The following is a 17698-nucleotide window of genomic DNA, read 5'->3' as shown; positions in this document are numbered from 1 at the left end:
GGCGGATCTTCCGAAGGTCCCGGATCAGCCCCAACCGCATGACGTCAGTCACCAAAGCCGTCCTCACCCTGGAGAGGCAGCGCTGAAAACGCTCACTCAGCAACTCCACCCGACTACTGCCGATCCGGTGGATGAAGGCCGCGCCACCGAAGAGCGCGGCAAGAACGAACAAGGCATCGGGTGTGGTGAGCTCCCGTCCCTTGACGGCCATGCCGATCAAAAAGAGAGGAAGAGCAGCGAACGGAGCCCAAGAGAACACGGTCCAGGAACGACGCCGAAGAACCTGCACGGCCAGCGCCCCCTCCAGTGGTCGACCCTGTTGGTATCTCAGCAGAAAAGCGAGAACATCTTGACGCCAATCAGTCGAAGCAATTGATTACGCTTAGCAATCTGACTACATCCGGGCTGGGGTAGGAACATCACCCGGCATCAACCGCCACTGAGCGCCATCCAAATTGCACCGACACCTGATACAGCAGCGCATAGAACAAGAGAGGTGTCAGCGCTCCGGCATCGTGTCCATCGGACCTGCGGAGCGGCAGTGCCCTTGGTTTCACTTGCCGTGCCGGCAGAACGCAGCCACTCGCTAATCTTCCGCTCCGCCTCGCTGCTCGTTTCTTTGAATCCGTCAACAAGAGAGCCTCCGAAAGCAAATACTGCTATCGCTCGCTCTTCGTCGAGCCACACTTCGAGAGTTCCGTCATCACCGACCGACACACTGCGGATCATCACTATCGGAACAACATGCGTGCGCAGAGGATTCACCACTACGAGCGCATCCTCACGCAAGACCACTTTACAGTTGGCGATTCGCCCGCAGACACCCGCGAGCACCAAGTAAATTGGTATTCCCTGCCAACCTGCCCGGAAGCCATTCACCGAGGTGACCTTGCACACCGCCGCAAGCATTCCAATCCCGAGGCCTACGATTACGATCCCGCAAAGAACAGGCCAGGAACGTCGTCGGAGTACAGATTGTTTCATTGCGGACACCATTACTCTCTCCCGCCCTTGGCCGTTCAAGCATTTCAGGATGTCAGGGTCACCTTTAGCACCATCCTGCAGCATTACCTGGGCTCGCAGCACCCGCCCCGCAAAATGTCCCCAAGTTTGCGACATTGAGGCTCACGTTCGCCTGAGTGGCACCCCAGTCAATGGTCTTTCGGTATCCATAGATGGTGACATTCTCCATCTCGGACACAGTCTTGACTCGTTTGCGTCTTTTGAAAGCCGACCCTCGCCAACTTGGCGCGATCGCTCTTGCCGCAGCTCCTCCCGCAAGGGTCCATGCCAGGCTTTTGCCGGCTGCGGCATAGTTCCAGCTTCCCGTCGTCAAACCGTCACCGACGAAGGTCGCTCCCACAACAGCCACCCCCGCTACGGTACACAGCCCTGCTGAGACCACCAAGCAGGCTGCGAAAGCTGCTCCGGGCAGAACTCTGTTCTTCCAGCCGTCCCACGTGCCGAAGGTCTTCTTGGTCTCGCGTCCAAGCTTGGACCAGAAGCTCTCATCCTGCTTGTTCTTCTTGTCTCGTTTTTCAGCCTTCTTGCGCTGGGCTTCGGCGGCCCTGCGTTCCTGATCTATGCGCTTCTGCTTCTCAATCTGGGCGGACCGGGCCCGCTGGGCGGTGGTGGGGCGGGTGACGCCCTTGCCCTTGGTGTAGGCGCGGCGATGGTCGGTGTTCTGCTGGATGGTGCAGTTCGGCGAGATGGTGCCGCCCCGGGCCTTGGTCTCCTTTTTGCAGTTCTTGCCGAACGTGTCCTTCTTGACGTCTCCGGTGCTGCGGCCGTAGGTGCAGTTGCACTGGCCGCTGACGCACTCCTCGTACGCCTCCCCTTCCGCCAGCCGAGGACTTCCGCGCAAAAGCCCCGTCATCTTCTTCGCGGTCCTGTGAGAGGGCCACCCGCGCGACACAAGGCATGGAGGCACCCCCTTGCGTCGGCCCTTCGCGGCTCCCTGCCAGGCTGTGCCCCATGCTGCTGCTCGTCCTGCCCCTGCTGCTGTTCGCGCTGATCACCTGGCAGGTCGTGGCCGACGGCCCGCTGGTGGGCGTCGACGAGCGGCTGAGCGGGGTGCTCGTCGTGCCCGACCGGGCCTCCGAACTGCTCGCCGACCTCGGCAACGTGGAGGTGGCCGTGCCCGTGCTCGCGCTGGCGGCGGCCGTCGCCGCGTGGCGCGGGCGCGCGGCCGGGGCGGACCGATGGTGGCTGCCGGCCGCGGCGGCGGCCGGTGCGATGGTCCTGGTGCCGGTGCTGGTCGCCCCGTTGAAGGCGTGGACCGACCGCCCCGGCACCCCGGCCGTGCCGCCGGCGGTGGGCTACTACCCGTCGGGGCACACCGCCACCGCCGTCGTGGCGTACGGGGCGGCGGCCCTGCTCCTCCTTCCGCTGCTGCGGTCCGCCGCCGCCCGGCGCACGCTCGTCCTGCTGTGCTCCGCTCTCGTCCTGGGCGCCTCCTACGGGCTGGTGCGCCGCGGCTACCACTGGCCGCTGGACGTGGTGGCCTCCTGGTGCCTGGGGACGGTGCTGCTGGCCGGCCTGTACCGCGTGGTCAGCGGAAGTAGCCGTCGAACGTCCGCTGGAACTCCCAGCCCCCGAACCGGTCCCAGTTGATCGACCAGGTCATCAGTCCGCGCAGGTCGGGCCAGGTGCCGTGGGTGGCGTAGGAGCCACACTGCACCTTCCGGGTCAGGCAGTCGAGGGTCTTGGTGACCTCGGCCGGGGACACGTGGCCGTTACCGGCGTTGACGGTGGCCGGCATGCCGATGGCGACCTGGTCGGCGCGCAGCGGCGGGAAGACGCGGTCCGCGTTCCCGGCGACGGGGAAGCCGGTGAGCAGCATGTCGGTCATGGCGATGTGGAAGTCGGCCCCGCCCATGGAGTGGTACTGGTTGTCCAGGCCCATGATCGGACCGGAGTTGTAGTCCTGGACGTGCAGCAGGGTGAGGTCGTCACGCAGGGCGTGGATCACCGGCAGGTAGGCCCCGGCCCGCGCGTCCTGCCCGCCCCACGGCCCGGAGCCGTAGAACTGGTACCCGAGCTGGACGAAGAACGTTTCCGGGGCCATGGTCAGTACGAAGTCGTCGCCGTACTTGGCCTTGAGGGTCTTCAGCGCGGAGATGAGGTGGACGATCACCGGGGTCGTCGGGTTCCGGAAGTCGGTGTCACCGGCGTCCAGGGAGAGGGAGTGGCCCTCGAAGTCGATGTCGAGGCCGTCGAGTCCGTACTCGTCGATGATCTTCGAGACGGAGGAGACGAAGGTGTCGCGGGCGGCGGCCGTGGTGAGCCGCACCTGGCCGTTCTGGCCGCCGATGGAGATCAGCACCTTTTTGCCCGCCGCCTGCTTGTCGCGGATCGCGGCCTTGAACTCGGCGTCGCTCTCCACGCCCGGGCACTCCGCCTGCGGGCAGCGTTCGAAGCGGATGTCTCCGGAGGTCACCGACGTGGGCTCGCCGAAGGCGAGGTCGATGACGTCCCAGCTGTCCGGGACGTCGGCCAGGCGGGTGTAGCCGGAGCCGTTGGCGAAACTGGCGTGCAGGTAGCCGACCAGGGCGTGCCGCGGGAGGTCGGAGGGGCCGCCGCCGGAGCCGGGATCGGTGGTGGTGGCGGTGACGGTGGCCGAACGGGCGGACTCACCCGCCTCGTTGACGGCGGTGACCTGGAAGGCGTAGGCGGTGGCGGGCGTCAGTCCGGAGACGGTGGTGGAGGTGCCGTCCACGGTGCGGATCCGGGCGCCGTCGCGGTAGACGGCGTAGCTCGTGGCGCCGGGGACCGCTGACCAGGTCAGGGCGACGCTGGTGGAGGTGACCGTACCGGTCTTCAGTCCGGCGGGCGGTGCGGGCGGCTGCCCCGTCTCGCCGCCGGGGCCGGTCAGGGAGAGGTCGTCGGCGTAGTAGGCGCCGGTGCCGTACCAGCCGTGGGTGTAGACGGTGACCTTGGTCGTGGTGGGGCCGGTGCGGAAGGTGGTGGTGAGGGGCTGCCAGTCGGGGGCAAACTGGGTCCAGGTGGAGACGTCGGTGGTGCCGGTGCCGCTCGCCCCCAGGTACACGTAGGAGCCGCGGACGTGGCCGGTGAGCGTGTACGTGGAGTCGGGCCGCACGGTGACGGTCTGGGAGCAGCGGGCGTGGTCCGCGCCGGCCGGGGTGGCCCGGAGCGCGGAAGCGCCGCTGCGGACAGGGGAGCCGACGGCTTCCCCGGCGGTGCAGGTCCAGTGGTCGAGGCCGGACTCGAAACCGCCGTTGCGCACGAGGTCCGCGTCGGCCGCACGGGCGGCCGACGAGAGCGCGGTCGTGCCGGACACGGCGAGGGCCGCGGCGGTCAGCAGCGTGAGGAGCGTGGGCAGGGGGCGACGGGCGGGCGGTCTGATGCGTTCCACAAGTGCCTCCGGACATGGGGGAGATGGGGAGGGTGGAGCGCGCCCAACTTGGTCCAGACCAATATGCTTGTCAACCCCTCGCGCACCTCACTCGCCGTCCGGCTCGCATCCCTCCCCGGCGAGCCCGGCCGCCGCCTCGTGCATCGCCAGTTCGAGCAGGGCCGGATCGGTGAGCGTGCCGGACCCGTCCGGCGGGATCAGCCAGCGGATGCCACCGGACGTCATCCGCTGCGGATGCGGCACGACGATCCACGTGCCTGCCCCGGCCGTGCGGATCCCGGTGCCGAGCCAGCGCGCGGCCGTACCGGACGGCACCAGGAACCCGATGCGCGCGTCGCCGAAGTCGGCAAGCACCGGCCCCGGTTGGTCCAGGACCCGGCACAGCACGTCCAGCGTCGGCCGCCCGAGCCGGCCCGGCAGGATCAGCACGTCCCAGCCCCTGCCGGCGGGCAGCAGGGCGACGCCCAGCGGATCGTTCTCCCACTCCCGCAGACAGGCCTCGGGATCCGGTGCGACCGACGCCAGCCAGGCGACCGCGGTCCTCACACCAGCCATGAAGAAACCTCCCTCTCACTCGTCGACGCGGGTGCGCGTCAGAAAGGGAGAGGCAGTTCGACGGCGGGCATTACGCGGGTCACGGCTCCTCGTTGGGGTGAGGCGGGTCACAGGGGAGTTGACGTGGCACCCTCTGCGTGGCGTCCGGCCCGGACATGGCACCGGAGGCACCCTCCGCCGGTGCGCCGGCTCGTGCTGGTCCCGACGGCCTGCGCGGCGGGAACGGCTTCCTCGCACCACCATCGGCGGGTGGCGTTCGGGCCTGTGGGATGCGAGGCTTGATCGTCGGGTGCGACGCGGTGATGACGGGTCAACGGGGGTGTGGACCATGGTGGTTGGCGGACCTGACGAGAGGCGCCGCGCCGTTCTCGGCGCGTTGCCGGACCGGGCACCGCGACGCGTCGGCCCGTACCGCATCCTCGCCCGCCTCGGCGCGGGCGGCATGGGCGAGGTGTACCTCGGCGCCGATACCCGGTCCGGGACCGGACACGACGACGACGGGCCGCAGTTGGCGGCGGTCAAGACCGTGCGGCCCGAACTGGTCGGGGACGGGTCGTTCCGTGACCGGTTCCGCCGCGAGATGGACACGGCCCGCGCGGTCGAGAGTCGTTTCACCGCCCGGCTGCTGTCCGGCGACGCGGAGGCCGCACAACCCTGGCTGGCCACCGAGTACGTCGCCGGCCCCACCCTGGAGCGCGCGGTCCGCGAGGCGGGACCGCTGCCCGCGGAGACCGTGCGGGCCCTCGGGCTCGACCTCGTGCGGGGGTTGCGCGGCATCCACCACGCCCGCGTCCAGCACCGCGACCTGAAGCCGTCGAACGTCCTGATCGGCCGGAACGGCGCCAAGGTGATCGACTTCGGCATCGCGCGCGCCTTCGGCGCCGACACGATGACCGCGACCGGAGCGGTGATCGGCTCGCCGGGCCACATGTCGCCCGAGCACGTGCTGGGCGGTCGGCACGTGGTGGCGGCGTCCGACGTCTTCTGCCTGGCGTCGCTCCTGTGCTACGCGGCCACCGGCAGGTCCCCTTTCGGTGACGGCCCGCTGGCCGCCGTGCTCTACCGGATCTCCCAGGCCGAAGCCGACCTCTCCGAAGTACCCGCCGACGTGCGGGAACTGATTGAGGACTGCCTGTCCCGCGACCCCGCGCGCCGGCCCGACACGGCCGCCCTGGAGGGCCGCTTCCGCGCGGCGGCCGGGGCCGAGGAGACGGAGGGCACGGAGGCCGGCTGGGCCGTCTGGCCGCCCGTCGTACGGGAGTCGGTGGCCGCGCACGAGGCCGAGGTGGCCGCCGCTGTCGCGGCGGCGGGCCCCCTCGCCACCCCGGTGCCGACGATGCCCGGCGCCTCCCCCGTGCACAGCGCGGAGACGGTCACCCGCCCGCCGGACCGTGACCCGGCCGCCGCCCCGCCGGGCGGGCTCTCTTCCGGGGCGCGCACCGGCGGGCGACGGCGCACCGTCGTCGCCGTGGTGGCGACTGCGGTCGCCGTCGGCGTGCTGGGCGCCGTCGGGCTCCGGACGCTGCAGAGCGGTGGCGGGGACGAGGACCGGAGCGCCGGCACGGGGTCGGGGACGTCCACCGGGCCGTCGGCCTCCCCGTCACCAGGGACCGTGGCGGACGGCACCGGGCTCGACCCGCTCGGCGTCGAGCGCAGCCGGTACTTCCCCGTGGACCCCGCCTCCCGGCCGGACGGCTGGAAACCGTGGTCGGGAAAGCTGACGGAGCGGCCGTGGAGCTGCGCGCTGAGCAGCGAGGTCCTGGTGTGCCGAACACTCGACGGTGGACTGGAGGCCGTGCGCCCGTCCGACGGCAAGCCGCTGTGGAAGGCGGCCTCGCCCTCCCCCGGCGACCGTGCCATGAGCAGCAACAGGGGTGTGGTTCTCCCGGGCCGCGGCACCGGCCCGCTGATCCAGGGCGGCACCGTCGTCACCCTGGAGGCCGGGGTGGTGCGGGGCCGTTCGGCCACGGACGGCACGGTCCGCTGGGAGAGCGACACGGGCGCCGGCGAGGAGGTCGAGGTCCACGGCGACCCCCTGCTCGGCGATGGAGCGGCGTTCTTCACCCTGGGCGGCGCCGGGAGCATCTACGCGGTCGACGTCAGCAGCGGCAAGCGGCTGTGGACGGCGGAACTGGCCGCGCACGACCCGGCCATGGCCGGGTACGGGATGCAGCGCGCCGAGATCTTCGTGGAGGGCAGGCTCATCGCCCTGACCGACGGCGGCCTGGTCGCGTTCGACGCCCGGAGCGGGAAACGGACACCGGTGCCCGTGCGGGGCGACAACGGCTGCACCGCGATGCGCTCCCACGGCGGTCAGGTCTACTGCGACATCGAGGGTCAGGACACCGTGACCCTGGACGCGGTCACCCTGCGCGAGGTCCCACCGGACGAGGACCCCCAGGCCCGCGCCCCGCAGGCCGCAGGCGTGGTGGCCGCGGCGGGCAGGGAGTACGCCCTGGGACCGGGCGACTCCGGCAGCACGGTCGAACTCGTCGACCTCTCGGCCACCGACGCGGCCGGACGAGCCCCGCGCACCGTCGGCGCACCGCCCGGACCGGAGCCGGACGAGGCGGAGAACGCGAAGGCCGGAGCCCTCCACTCGGAGCCGGTGATCGTCGGCCCCACCGCTCTGTTCGCCGACAACCGAGCCCTCTACACCCTGCCCCTGCGCGGCGGGAAGAGCGTCCGGCACGCGATCGAGGGAGCACCCGGCAACCGACCGCCCGACGGTGCCGACGCCGGAGACCCCGGAGATTTCGGAGCCGTCGAGAACAAGGTGTGGGCCCCCGAGGTCATCTCGCTCGGCGGAGTGCTCTACCTCGTCTTCCACGACGGGACCGTCCGGTCCCTCGAACTTCCCGGCTGAGCGCCGCGGCCGGCCCGCCGCCTCTCGGCCCCGCCCCGCGCTCCCCGACCCCTGCCCCTCCGTCCATGACTTCCGACCGTCCGTCGACCACGGCGGCCAACCGTTCCGGAAAGGTACCGCGTGCTGCGCCCGCTGGAAGCCGACGCCCCGTACGACATCGGCCCGTACCGGCTGCTCGCCGGACTCGGTTCCGGTGGCATGGGCACCGTCCATCTCGCCGTCCCGGCCGGCGGCGGAGCCGGGGACCTGGTCGCGCTGAAGACCGTCCGCCGCGATCTGGAGCAGGAGGACGCCTTCCGGGTCCGGTTCCGGCGTGAGGCGGAGGCGGCGCGTGCCGTCCGCGGACCGTACGTCTCCGCGCTCGTCGACGCCGCTCCGGAAGCGGAACGGCCGTGGCTGGCCACCCAGTACGTCGCCGGGCCCTCGCTCGACGAGGCGGTGGCCGGGCGGGGGCCGCTCCCCGTCCCCGTGGTACGAGGACTCGGTGCGGCCGTGGCCCGTGGGCTGGCGGCGGTGCACGGCGCCCGGCTCGTCCACCGGGATCTGAAGCCGGCGAACATCGTCCTCGGCGCCGACGGGCCTCGGCTGATCGACTTCGGCATCGCCCAGGCGTACGACGCGACCGCGCTCACCGCGACCGGGGTCATGGTCGGCTCACCGGGCTTCATGTCTCCCGAACACATCGCGGGCGACCGGTCCGTGAGCAGTGCGTCCGACGTCTTCTGCCTCGGCGCGGTGCTCTGCTTCGCCGCGACCGGCCGCGGGCCGTTCGAGGACACCGAATTCGCCGCGATCGTGCACCGCATCGCCCAGGGGCGGCCCGACCTGTCCCGGGTGCCGGAGGAGTTGCGGCGGACCATATCCGACTGCCTGCACCGGGACCCCGGCCGCAGACCCACGACCGCCGAGCTGATCCGCGCCCTCGACGCCTCGCCCACGCCGGACCGCCCGGGCGTCCCCCCGGCACCGCCCACGGGTCCCTTCCCCTGGCCGGACCACGTGCGCGAACTGATCGGTGCGTACGAGACCGCCGTGACCGCCGCACTGACGGCTCCCCCACGACCCCGGGCGGCGGGTCCGGCCGCCGTCGCCGCCTCCACCGGGGAGGCCGGAACGGGGCAGAGCCCGGAGCCGGGCCTCCAGGGCTCCGGCCGGCCGACGAGGACGCGCCTGCGCCGGCTGGGCCTCGCCGCCGGCGTGGGGCTTCTGTCCGGGACACTGATCGCCGCCGCGCTGCTGCTCGTCCAGGGCGACGATCCCGGCGGGGAGAACGGCGGGGCGTCACCGGGGCAGAGCGGCGGGACGCGGAGCCCCTCGGCCGCGGCGCCCGCGCGCACCGCCCCCGTGGCCTCCAGCGGGACGACCGACTTCGGTCCCGACGCCCTGGACCGCACGCTCCAGCCCGACGACTGGCGCCCCTGGGCGGCATCCTTCGACGCGCCCGGCGTGGCGGACGACTGCGCGCTCAGCCGCGGTGTGCTCGTCTGCCGCCTCTACGACGAGACGACACGACAGAGCAGGCTGGAGGCGAGAAGCGCCTCCGAGGGCTCCCCGCTGTGGACCTACCCCGCCGAGGGCGGGCTCTCGGGACGGCTGGGCGTCGGCCACTTCGGCCTGGACGACCAGCACGTCTACGTCCGGGCCGCCGCCGGGGACGGTTTCGACGTGCTGGACCTGTCCGACGGGGAGCCGGTCGCCCGGCTGCCCGGCCGGACCGGGTACGACCCGGCGGCCGTCCGCGTCCACGACGGGCGGATCGTGGTCTCCTACGCGGGCGGCGCCGGACCGGGGCACTCCGGCAACATGCTCTTCCGCGGGTACGATGCCGACGACCGTACCCAGTTGTGGGAGCGGGTGATTCCCTGGGCATTCCCGCTGGACCTGGACATCGTGGGCGACCGCGTGTGGATCACCGGCACGCAGAAGACACAGACCCTGGACCCGGCCACCGGGAAAACACTGGCCAGCGCCCCCTGGGTGTGCGAGAAGCACATCCGCGGCGCCCTCTACGACGTGTGCGGCGGCACCGTCGTGGACGCCCGGACCCTGCGGCAGGTGCACCGGTCCGAGCTCCGGTCGCCGGAGGCCGTGAGCCGTGACGGCCTGCTCGTCGTCGAGGGGGACGGCCGCCGGCAGGGCTCCCGGTACCTCCGGGCGGTCGATGCGCGCGGCGGAAAGGAGCAGTGGGCGGTGACCTGGAGCCCCGGGGACACGGTGGCCGTCGCCGGGGACCGCCTGTTGATCCTCGGGTCCGGCGGAGCCCGTGCGTTCGCCCTCGACGACGGAACGCCGGAAGGGGAGATGGGGACCGTTCGGAACTGGCCCCTGGACGAGGGACGCAGCGCCCAGCCGACCACGGCGCTGGTGTCCGGTGGCGCCTACTTCCTCACGTTCGCCGACGGTACGGTGATGAGCGCCCCGGTCCCCTGAGTCCCGACCGTGGGCGGCCCGTCGCCCGGCGGCCCGCCTCCCCGCGCACGCGGTGCGGTCGGGCAGGGGCATGGGGGAGCCCCCGGCGTCAGGGCCCCCAGCCGTCAGCTGTCGAACCCCAGCCCCACCCGGTCCATCGCGCGCAGCCAGAGGTTGCGGCGGCCCTCCCGGGCGTCCGCGCGGGCGAGCGACCACTTGGTGAGGGCGATGCCGGCCCAGGCGAACGGCTCCGGCGGGAAGGGCAGCGGCTTGCTGCGCACCATCTCCAGTTCCGTCCGCTCGGTGCGCTCCCCCGCCAGCAGGTCCAGCATCACCTCGGCGCCGAAGCGGGTGGCGCCCACGCCGAGGCCGGTGTACCCGGCGGCGTAGGCGACCCGGCCCGCGTGGGCGGTGCCGAAGAAGGCGGAGAAGCGGGAGCAGGTGTCGATGGCGCCGCCCCAGGCGTGGGTGAAGCGCAGGCCCTCCAGTTGCGGGAAGCAGGTGAAGAAGTGGCCGGCGAGGCGGGCGTAGGTCTCGGGGCGGTCGTCGTACTCGGCGCGGACCCGGCCCCCGTAGGGGTAGACGGCGTCGTAGCCGCCCCACAGGATCCGGTGGTCGGCGGAGAGTCGGAAGTAGTGGAACTGGTTGGCGCTGTCGCCGAGGCCCTGCCGGTTCTTCCAGCCGATCGAGGCCAGTTGGGCGTCGGTCAGGGGCTCGGTCATCAGGGCGTAGTCGTAGACCGGCACGGTGTACGGGCGGATCCGTCGGACCAGGCTGGGGAAGACGTTGGTGCCGAGGGCGACCCGGCGGGAGCGGACGCGTCCGTACGGGGTGCGCACGCCCATGCCGGCGCCAACCTGCCTCAGGTCGAGGGCGGGCGTGTGCTCGTACACGCGGACGCCGAGGTCCAGGCAGGCGCGCTTGAGGCCCCAGGCCAGCTTGGCCGGGTGGAGCATGGCCACGCCCCGGCGGTCCCAGAGGCCGGCGTGGAAGGTGGGTGAGTCGACCTGTTCCCGGACCGCGTCGGTGTCCAGGAACTCGATGCCGTCGGCGAGGCCCGCCCGGTCGATCTCCTCGTACCAGGCGCGCAGTTCGCGGGCCTGGTACGGCTCGGTGGCGACGTCGAGTTCGCCGGTGCGTTCGAAGTCGCAGTCGATGGCGTAGCGGGCGACCGTCTCCTCGATGGCGTCGAGGTTGCGGGCGCCCAGCTCCTCCAGGCGGTGGATCTCGTCCGGCCAGCGGGTCAGGCCGTTGGGCAGGCCGTGGGTGAGGGAGGCGGCGCAGAAGCCGCCGTTGCGGCCGGAGGCGGCCCACCCGACCTCGCGGCCCTCCAGCAGCACCACGTCCCGGCCGGGGTCGCGCTCCTTGGCGAGCAGCGCGGTCCACAGCCCGCTGTAGCCGCCGCCGACGACCAGCAGGTCGCAGGTCTCGCTGCCGGTGAGGGCGGGCTCGGGGTCCGGCCGGCCGGGGTCGTCCAGCCAGTACGCGGCCGGCCGGGCCTCGGAGAGGGACTGGGTCCAACGGCTCATGGCGGCTGAGGCCATGATGTCAACTCCCTACGAGAGGTGCGGTGTTCCTGCTGACGCCGGTACGGCGGTCACGCTTCTGCCGCTTGCGGTGGTCACGCCTTCTGCCGCTTGCGCCGGTTACCGACAGCCATGGAGACCAGCACCAGCAGGACGGCGACGACGAACATGGCCGTCCCGATGACGTTGATCTGCACGGGGGTGCCGCGCTGCGCGGAGCCCCAGACGAACATCGGGAAGGTGACGGTCGAGCCGGCGTTGAAATTGGTGATGATGAAGTCGTCGAAGGACAGGGCGAAGGCGAGCAGCGCGCCGGCCGCGATGCCGGGGGCGGCGATCGGCAGGGTGATGCGCCAGAAGGTCTGGAACGGTCCGGCGTACAGGTCCTGGGCGGCCTGTTCCAGCCTCGGGTCCATCGACATCACCCGCGCCTTGACGGCGACCACGACGAAGCTGAGGCAGAACATGATGTGGGCGATCAGGATCGTCCAGAAGCCGAGCTGCGCGCCCATGTTGAGGAACAGGGTCAGCAGCGAGGCCGCCATGACGACCTCGGGCATCGCCATCGGCAGGAAGATCAGCGAGTTGACCGCGCCCCGGGCCCGGAACCGGTAGCGGACCAGGGCGAAGGCGATCAGCGTGCCCAGCAGGGTCGCGCCGAGGGTCGCCCACAGCGCGATCTGGAGGCTGAGCGACAGCGAGGCGCACATGCCGGAGACCCCGCAGGGGTCCCGCCAGGCGTCGGTGGAGAACTCCTGCCACTCGTAGTTGAAGCGTCCCTTGGGGTTGTTGAAGGAGAAGACGGTGACGACGACGTTGGGCAGCAGCAGGTACGCGAGGGTGAGCAGTCCCGCGATCACGACGAGGTGGCGCTTGAGCCAGGTGACGAAGGCCATTGTTAAACCAGATCCTCCGTGCCGGACCTGCGGATGTAGAAGGTGACCATGAAGAGGATCGCGGCCATCAGGATGAAGGAGAGGGCCGCGGCCGTCGGATAGTCGAGGATCCGCAGGAATTGGGACTGGATGACGTTGCCGACCATGCGGGTCTCGGTCGAGCCGAGGAGGTCCGCGTTGATGTAGTCGCCGGTCGCCGGGATGAAGGTGAGCAGCGTGCCGGAGACCACGCCCGGCATCGACAGCGGGAAGGTGACCTTGCGGAAGGTCGTGGAGGGCTTGGCGTAGAGGTCGTTCGCCGCCTCGTGCAGGCGGGGGTCGATGCGCTCCAGCGAGGTGTAGAGCGGCAGGATCATGAACGGCAGGAAGTTGTACGTCAGACCGCAGACGACCGCCAGCGGGGTGGCGAGCACCCGGTCGCCGGCCGTCCAGCCGAGCCAGGCGGTGACGTCCAGGACGTGCAGCGCGTCCAGGGCGCCGACCACCGGTCCGCCGTCGGCGAGGATCGTCTTCCAGGCGAGGGTGCGGATGAGGAAACTGGTGAAGAACGGCGCGATCACCAGGATCATGATCAGGTTCCGCCAGCGTCCCGCGCGGAAGGCGATCAGGTACGCCAGCGGGTAACCGAGCAGCAGGCACAGCACGGTGGCGGAGGCCGCGTAGGCGACGGAGCGGACGAACTGCGGCCAGTACTCGGACAGGGCGTCCCAGTAGGTGGCGAAGTGCCAGGTGACCCGGTAGCCCTCCTCCAGGGAGCCGGTCTGGACGGACGTGGACGCCTGGTAGATCACCGGCAGGGCGAAGAAGACGACCAGCCACAGCAGTCCGGGCAGCAGGAGCAGGTACGGCGTCCAGCGGCCCCGTTTGCGGGGTGGTTTCCGTTCGGGGGCGGGCGCCACCGGTGGCGCCTGGGTGACCGCGGCCATCAGGCGACCTCTTCCTCGACGGTCTCCACCCCGGCGTCGATGTCCTGTGCGGCGTCCAGGCCGAAGGTGTGGGCCGGGTTCCAGTGCAGGACCACCTCGGCGCCGGGCACCAGCCGGGCGTCGCGGTCGATGTTCTGCACGTAGACCTCGAAGTCGGTGCAGACGGGGCTGTCGACGACGAACTGCGTGGAGACGCCGATGAAGCTGGAGTCGGCGATCCTGCCGGTGATGCGGTTGCGGCCCTCGGGTATCTCCCCGGCGTCGTCGGCGTGGGTGAGGGAGATCTTCTCCGGGCGCACCCCGACCAGCACCTTTCCGCCGGCCGTGGTGGCCGCGCTGCTGCGGGCCTGGGGCAGGACCAGCTTGCCGCCGCCCGCCTTCAGCACGATGTCGTCGCCGCTGCGCGAGTCGACCTCGGCCTCGATGAAGTTGGAGGTGCCGAGGAAGTTGGCGACGAAGGTGGTCCGCGGGTTCTCGTACAGCTCGGTGGGCGCGCCCAGCTGCTCGACCCGGCCGGCGTTCATCACGGCCACGGTGTCGGCCATGGTCATGGCCTCCTCCTGGTCGTGCGTGACGTGCACGAAGGTGATGCCGACCTCGGTCTGGATCCGCTTGAGCTCCAGCTGCATCTGGCGGCGCAGCTTCAGGTCGAGGGCGCCGAGCGGTTCGTCGAGCAGCAGCACCCTGGGGTGGTTGATCAGGGCGCGGGCGACGGCGACGCGCTGCTGCTGACCGCCGGAGAGCTGGTGCGGCTTCTTGCGGGCCTGCTCGCCGAGCTGGACCAGCTCCAGCATCTCCTCGACCTGCTTCTTCACGCTTTTGATGCCGCGCCGGCGCAGGCCGAAGGCGACGTTCTCGAAGATGTCGAGGTGCGGGAAGAGCGCGTAGGACTGGAAGACGGTGTTCACCGGGCGCTTGTACGGCGGGAGCGCCGTGACGTCCTGGTCGCCGAGGTGGACGGTGCCCGCCGAGGGCTCCTCCAGCCCGGCGATCATCCGCAGGGTGGTGGTCTTGCCGCAGCCGGAGGCGCCGAGCAGGGCGAAGAAGGAGCCCTGCGGGACGGTGAGGTCGAGCGGGTGGACGGCGGTGAAGGCGCCGTAGGTCTTGCTGATGCCGGTGAGGCGGACGTCGCCGCCGTGGCCCGTGGTGTCGTGGGTGGTCTTCATCTGGTCACGCCCCCGTCAGCTTCGCGAACTTCTCTTCGAACGCCGTCTCTTCCTCGGAGCTCAGCGAGCGGAAGGCACGGGACTTGGCCTGCATGGCCTTGTCGGGGAGGATCAGCGGGTTGTTCGCCGCGTCCTCGTCCAGCTTGGCGAGCTCGTCCTTCACGCCCTCGACCGGGCAGACGAAGTTGATGTAGGCGGCGAGTTCGGCGGCCGGTTTCGGCTCGAAGTAGTAGTCGATGAGCCGTTCGGCGTTGGTCTTGTGGCGGGCCTTGTTCGGGATCAGCATGTTGTCGCTGGACGTCATGTAGCCGCTGTCCGGGATCAGGAACTCGATGTCCGGGTTGTCCGCCTTGAGCTGCACGATGTCGCCGGCCCAGGCCAGGCAGGCGGCGATGTCGCCCTTGGTGAGGTCGGCGGTGTAGTCGTTGCCGGTGAAGCGGCGGATCTGGCTCTTGTCGACGGCCTTCTGCAACCGCGCGATCGCCGCGTCGTAGTCGTCGGCGGTGAACTTCGCCGGGTCCTTGCCCATGTCCAGCAGCGTCATCCCGACGGTGTCGCGCATCTCGGTGAGCAGTCCGACCCGGCCCTTCAGCTTCGGGTTGTCCAGCAGGTCGGAGAGGGTCTTCACCTCGACGCCGTCGAGCGCCTTCTTGTTGTAGGCGAGGACGGTGGAGATGCCCTGCCAGGGGTAGGAGTAGGCGCGTCCGGGGTCCCAGTCGGGGTTGCGGAACTGCGCCGAGAGGTTGGTGAAGGCGTGCGGCAGGTTCGCCGGGTCCAGCTTCTGCACCCAGCCGAGCCGGATCAGGCGGGCGGCCAGCCAGTCGGTGAGCACGATGATGTCGCGCCCGGTGTCCTGACCCGCGGCCATCTGCGGCTTGATCTTCCCGAAGAACTCGGTGTTGTCGTTGATGTCCTCGGTGTACTTGACCTTGATGCCGGTGCGCCGGGTGAACGCGTCCAGCGTCGGGTGGTTCCGCCCGCTGTCGTCGACGTCCATGTACTCGGTCCAGTTGGAGAAGTTGACGCTCTTCTCCTTCGCCGAGTGGTCCTCCGCCGAGACGCCGCCCTCGGTGTTCCCGGCCGCGGGGATGCCGCAGGCGCCGAGCGCCCCGGCGCCGCCGATCGCGAGTGCGCCGCCGGCGGAGGCGCGCAGCAGGGAACGGCGGGTCAGGGAGGCCCGGCCGTTGCGGAAGCTGCGCCGCATGGCGGCCACCTGGGCCGGGGAGAGGCGGTCGGGCTCGTACTGCTCCATGCGCGTGGTGCCCTTTCGGGAGGGGGCCGCGGGTCGGGCGGCCAGGCTGCTATCGGTCCCCGAAGATCGTGCGGTGCCAGTCCTTGCGGACCACCGCCGTGTTGTCGAACATGACGTGCTTGACCTGCGTGTACTCCTCGAAGGAGTACGCGGACATGTCCTTGCCGAAGCCGGACGCCTTGTAGCCGCCGTGCGGCATCTCGCTGATGATCGGGATGTGGTCGTTGATCCACACGCATCCCGCCTTGATCTCGCGGGTGGCCCGTCCCGTCCGGTACACGTCCCGGCTCCAGGCGGAGGCGGCGAGCCCGTAGGGGGTGTCGTTGGCCAGCGCGAGCCCCTCGTCGTCGCTGTCGAACGGCAGGACCACCAGGACCGGGCCGAAGATCTCCGACTGCACGATCTCGCTGTCCTGCGGGGCGTCCGCGACGAGAGTGGGGCGATAGTACGCGCCGTCCGCCAGTTCGCCCAGAGGTGCTTCGCCGCCGGTCACGACCCGGGCGTAGCCGCGCGCCCGGTCGACGAACCCGGCCACCCGTTCGCGCTGGACGTGCGAAATCAGCGGCCCGAGGTCGGTGCCGGGGGCGAAGGGGTCGCCGAGGCGCACCGACTCCATCAGGGCGACCGTCCGTTCGACGAACTCCTCGTAGAGGGGGCGCTGCACGTAGGCGCGGGTGGCGGCGGTGCAGTCCTGGCCGGTGTTGATGAGCGCCCCGGCGACCGCGCCGTTGACGGCTGCGTCGAGGTCGGCGTCGTCGAAGACGACGAAGGGGGCCTTGCCGCCGAGTTCGAGGTGGATGCGCTTGACGGTGGCGGTGGCGAGTTCGGCGACCCGCCTGCCGACGGCGGTGGAGCCGGTGAAGGAGGTCATGGCCACGTCGGGGTGGCTCACCAGGTGCTCCCCGGCCTCCTTGCCGGTGCCGGTGACGATGTTGACCACGCCGTCCGGGATGCCGGCGTCGGTGGCGGCCTGCGCGAAGAGCAGCGAGGTCAGCGGGGTCAGCTCGGCGGGCTTGAGCACGATGGTGTTGCCCGCGGCGATCGCCGGGAGGATCTTCCAGGCGGCCATCTGGAGGGGGTAGTTCCAGGGGGCGATGGAGCCGACGACGCCGATGGGTTCGCGGCGCACGTAGGAGGTGTGGTCGCCGGAGTACTCGCCGGCCGACTGGCCCTGGAGGTGGCGGGCGGCGCCGGCGAAGTAGGCGATGTTGTCGATGGTGCCCGGCACGTCGAACTCGCGGCTCAGCTTCAGCGGCTTGCCGCACTGCAGCGACTCGGCCCGCGCGAACTCCTCGGCGCGCTCGGCGACCACGGCCGCGAAGCGGTGCAGCGCGTCGGACCGTTCGCCGGGGGTGGCGCCGGCCCAGCCGGGGAACGCCTCGCGCGCGGCGGCGACGGCCGCGTCGACGTCGTCGGTGCCGGCCAGCTCGTAGGTGAGGACCTCGGTGCCGGTAGCGGGGTCGACGACCGCGTGGGTGTGGCCCGAGGTGCCCCGGGTGAGGCGTCCGGCGATGAACTGCGCGCCGTCGGCCCAGCGGTCCTTGGCCGGAAATCGTTCCGGGGTGGCGTGGCCCGGGTTGTGCATGTCGCTCTCCTCCGTGTCCCCGAGAGGGGGCGGCGTGGCTCCAGCTCGATTTGAGTGCCGATCCTGACAGAGGGACCGCACTCCAACAAGTGATTCCGTTGTTGCCTTTTGGTTACGCGACGGAATCTGTCGACCAGATGTC

General features: G+C 70.9%; 13 protein-coding genes and 1 pseudogene. 4 read left to right on the top strand and 10 right to left on the bottom strand.

From position 1 onward, the window contains the following. Positions 1-86, top strand: a pseudogene (locus tag AB0F01_RS10895) (IS5/IS1182 family transposase); the annotation flags it as partial. 343 nt (positions 87-429) lie between these two features. On the opposite strand, the gene AB0F01_RS10890 reads toward AB0F01_RS10895, so the two are convergent. Further along, positions 430-897: a hypothetical protein gene (locus AB0F01_RS10890; protein ID WP_362092406.1), complete on the bottom strand. Its 468-nt coding sequence runs from the start codon at positions 895-897 to the stop codon at positions 430-432. A 151-nt stretch (positions 898-1048) separates the two neighbouring features. Next, a complete protein-coding gene (locus AB0F01_RS10885) occupies positions 1049-1876 on the bottom strand; it encodes a hypothetical protein (RefSeq protein WP_362092403.1) in 828 nt (275 codons plus the stop codon). 98 nt (positions 1877-1974) lie between these two features. Here AB0F01_RS10885 and AB0F01_RS10880 point away from each other — a divergent pair, with 98 nt between their 5' ends. Beyond that, entirely contained in the window at positions 1975-2613 is a 639-nt protein-coding gene (locus AB0F01_RS10880) for a phosphatase PAP2 family protein (protein ID WP_362092400.1), read from the top strand. Here AB0F01_RS10880 and AB0F01_RS10875 read toward each other — a convergent pair. Further along, positions 2552-4375, bottom strand: coding sequence for a glycosyl hydrolase family 18 protein (locus tag AB0F01_RS10875; protein WP_362092398.1), 1824 nt, complete (start codon positions 4373-4375; stop codon positions 2552-2554). The genes AB0F01_RS10880 and AB0F01_RS10875 overlap by 62 nt on opposite strands. An 87-nt stretch (positions 4376-4462) precedes the next feature. Next, a complete protein-coding gene (locus AB0F01_RS10870) occupies positions 4463-4930 on the bottom strand; it encodes a hypothetical protein (protein ID WP_362092396.1) in 468 nt (155 codons plus the stop codon). A gap of 328 nt (positions 4931-5258) precedes the next feature. Here AB0F01_RS10870 and AB0F01_RS10865 point away from each other — a divergent pair, with 328 nt between their 5' ends. Next, positions 5259-7796 (top strand): protein kinase, encoded by a 2538-nt coding sequence (locus AB0F01_RS10865; RefSeq protein WP_362092393.1) that lies wholly within the window; start codon positions 5259-5261, stop codon positions 7794-7796. Between the two features lie 120 nt (positions 7797-7916). Then, positions 7917-10226 (top strand): protein kinase, encoded by a 2310-nt coding sequence (locus AB0F01_RS10860; protein WP_362092390.1) that lies wholly within the window; start codon positions 7917-7919, stop codon positions 10224-10226. 104 nt (positions 10227-10330) lie between these two features. Here AB0F01_RS10860 and AB0F01_RS10855 read toward each other — a convergent pair whose 3' ends face one another. From AB0F01_RS10855 to AB0F01_RS10830, 6 genes are all read right to left on the bottom strand, one after another. Further along, positions 10331-11749 (bottom strand): FAD-dependent oxidoreductase, encoded by a 1419-nt coding sequence (locus tag AB0F01_RS10855; RefSeq protein ID WP_362092387.1) that lies wholly within the window; start codon positions 11747-11749, stop codon positions 10331-10333. A gap of 77 nt (positions 11750-11826) precedes the next feature. Continuing rightward, complete coding sequence (locus tag AB0F01_RS10850; RefSeq protein WP_362092385.1) at positions 11827-12627, bottom strand: ABC transporter permease; 801 nt, start codon at positions 12625-12627, stop codon at positions 11827-11829. Positions 12628-12629: 2 nt separating this feature from the next. Next, positions 12630-13553, bottom strand: a complete 924-nt coding sequence (locus tag AB0F01_RS10845; RefSeq protein WP_362092382.1) for an ABC transporter permease — start codon at positions 13551-13553, stop codon at positions 12630-12632. Further along, positions 13553-14719, bottom strand: a complete 1167-nt coding sequence (locus AB0F01_RS10840) for an ABC transporter ATP-binding protein (RefSeq protein ID WP_362092380.1) — start codon at positions 14717-14719, stop codon at positions 13553-13555. The genes AB0F01_RS10845 and AB0F01_RS10840 overlap by 1 nt, the downstream gene beginning before the upstream one ends. Before the next feature lie 4 nt (positions 14720-14723). Further along, positions 14724-15971 (bottom strand): spermidine/putrescine ABC transporter substrate-binding protein, encoded by a 1248-nt coding sequence (locus tag AB0F01_RS10835; protein WP_362092377.1) that lies wholly within the window; start codon positions 15969-15971, stop codon positions 14724-14726. 49 nt (positions 15972-16020) lie between these two features. Next, positions 16021-17556: a gamma-aminobutyraldehyde dehydrogenase gene (locus AB0F01_RS10830; RefSeq protein WP_362092374.1), complete on the bottom strand. Its 1536-nt coding sequence runs from the start codon at positions 17554-17556 to the stop codon at positions 16021-16023. Positions 17557-17698: the final 142 nt, after the last annotated feature.

The organism is Streptomyces sp. NPDC029526, from assembly GCF_040637405.1.
GTDB lineage: Bacteria > Actinomycetota > Actinomycetes > Streptomycetales > Streptomycetaceae > Streptomyces.
The sequence above is the reverse complement of the archived record's forward strand: the minus strand, read 5'-3'. Positions and strand labels throughout refer to the sequence as shown.

Excerpts from the sequence above, each read along its gene's own strand:
- AB0F01_RS10830 (WP_362092374.1), bottom strand. The coding sequence starts at position 17,556 with ATGCACAACCCGGGCCACGCCACCCCGGAACGATTTCCGGCCAAGGAC.
- AB0F01_RS10855 (WP_362092387.1), bottom strand. The coding sequence starts at position 11,749 with ATGGCCTCAGCCGCCATGAGCCGTTGGACCCAGTCCCTCTCCGAGGCC.
- AB0F01_RS10845 (WP_362092382.1), bottom strand. The coding sequence starts at position 13,553 with ATGGCCGCGGTCACCCAGGCGCCACCGGTGGCGCCCGCCCCCGAACGG.
- AB0F01_RS10835 (WP_362092377.1), bottom strand. The coding sequence starts at position 15,971 with ATGGAGCAGTACGAGCCCGACCGCCTCTCCCCGGCCCAGGTGGCCGCC.
- AB0F01_RS10870 (WP_362092396.1), bottom strand. The coding sequence starts at position 4,930 with ATGGCTGGTGTGAGGACCGCGGTCGCCTGGCTGGCGTCGGTCGCACCG.
- AB0F01_RS10885 (WP_362092403.1), bottom strand. The coding sequence starts at position 1,876 with ATGACGGGGCTTTTGCGCGGAAGTCCTCGGCTGGCGGAAGGGGAGGCG.
- AB0F01_RS10880 (WP_362092400.1), top strand. The coding sequence starts at position 1,975 with ATGCTGCTGCTCGTCCTGCCCCTGCTGCTGTTCGCGCTGATCACCTGG.
- AB0F01_RS10850 (WP_362092385.1), bottom strand. The coding sequence starts at position 12,627 with ATGGCCTTCGTCACCTGGCTCAAGCGCCACCTCGTCGTGATCGCGGGA.
- AB0F01_RS10865 (WP_362092393.1), top strand. The coding sequence starts at position 5,259 with ATGGTGGTTGGCGGACCTGACGAGAGGCGCCGCGCCGTTCTCGGCGCG.
- AB0F01_RS10840 (WP_362092380.1), bottom strand. The coding sequence starts at position 14,719 with ATGAAGACCACCCACGACACCACGGGCCACGGCGGCGACGTCCGCCTC.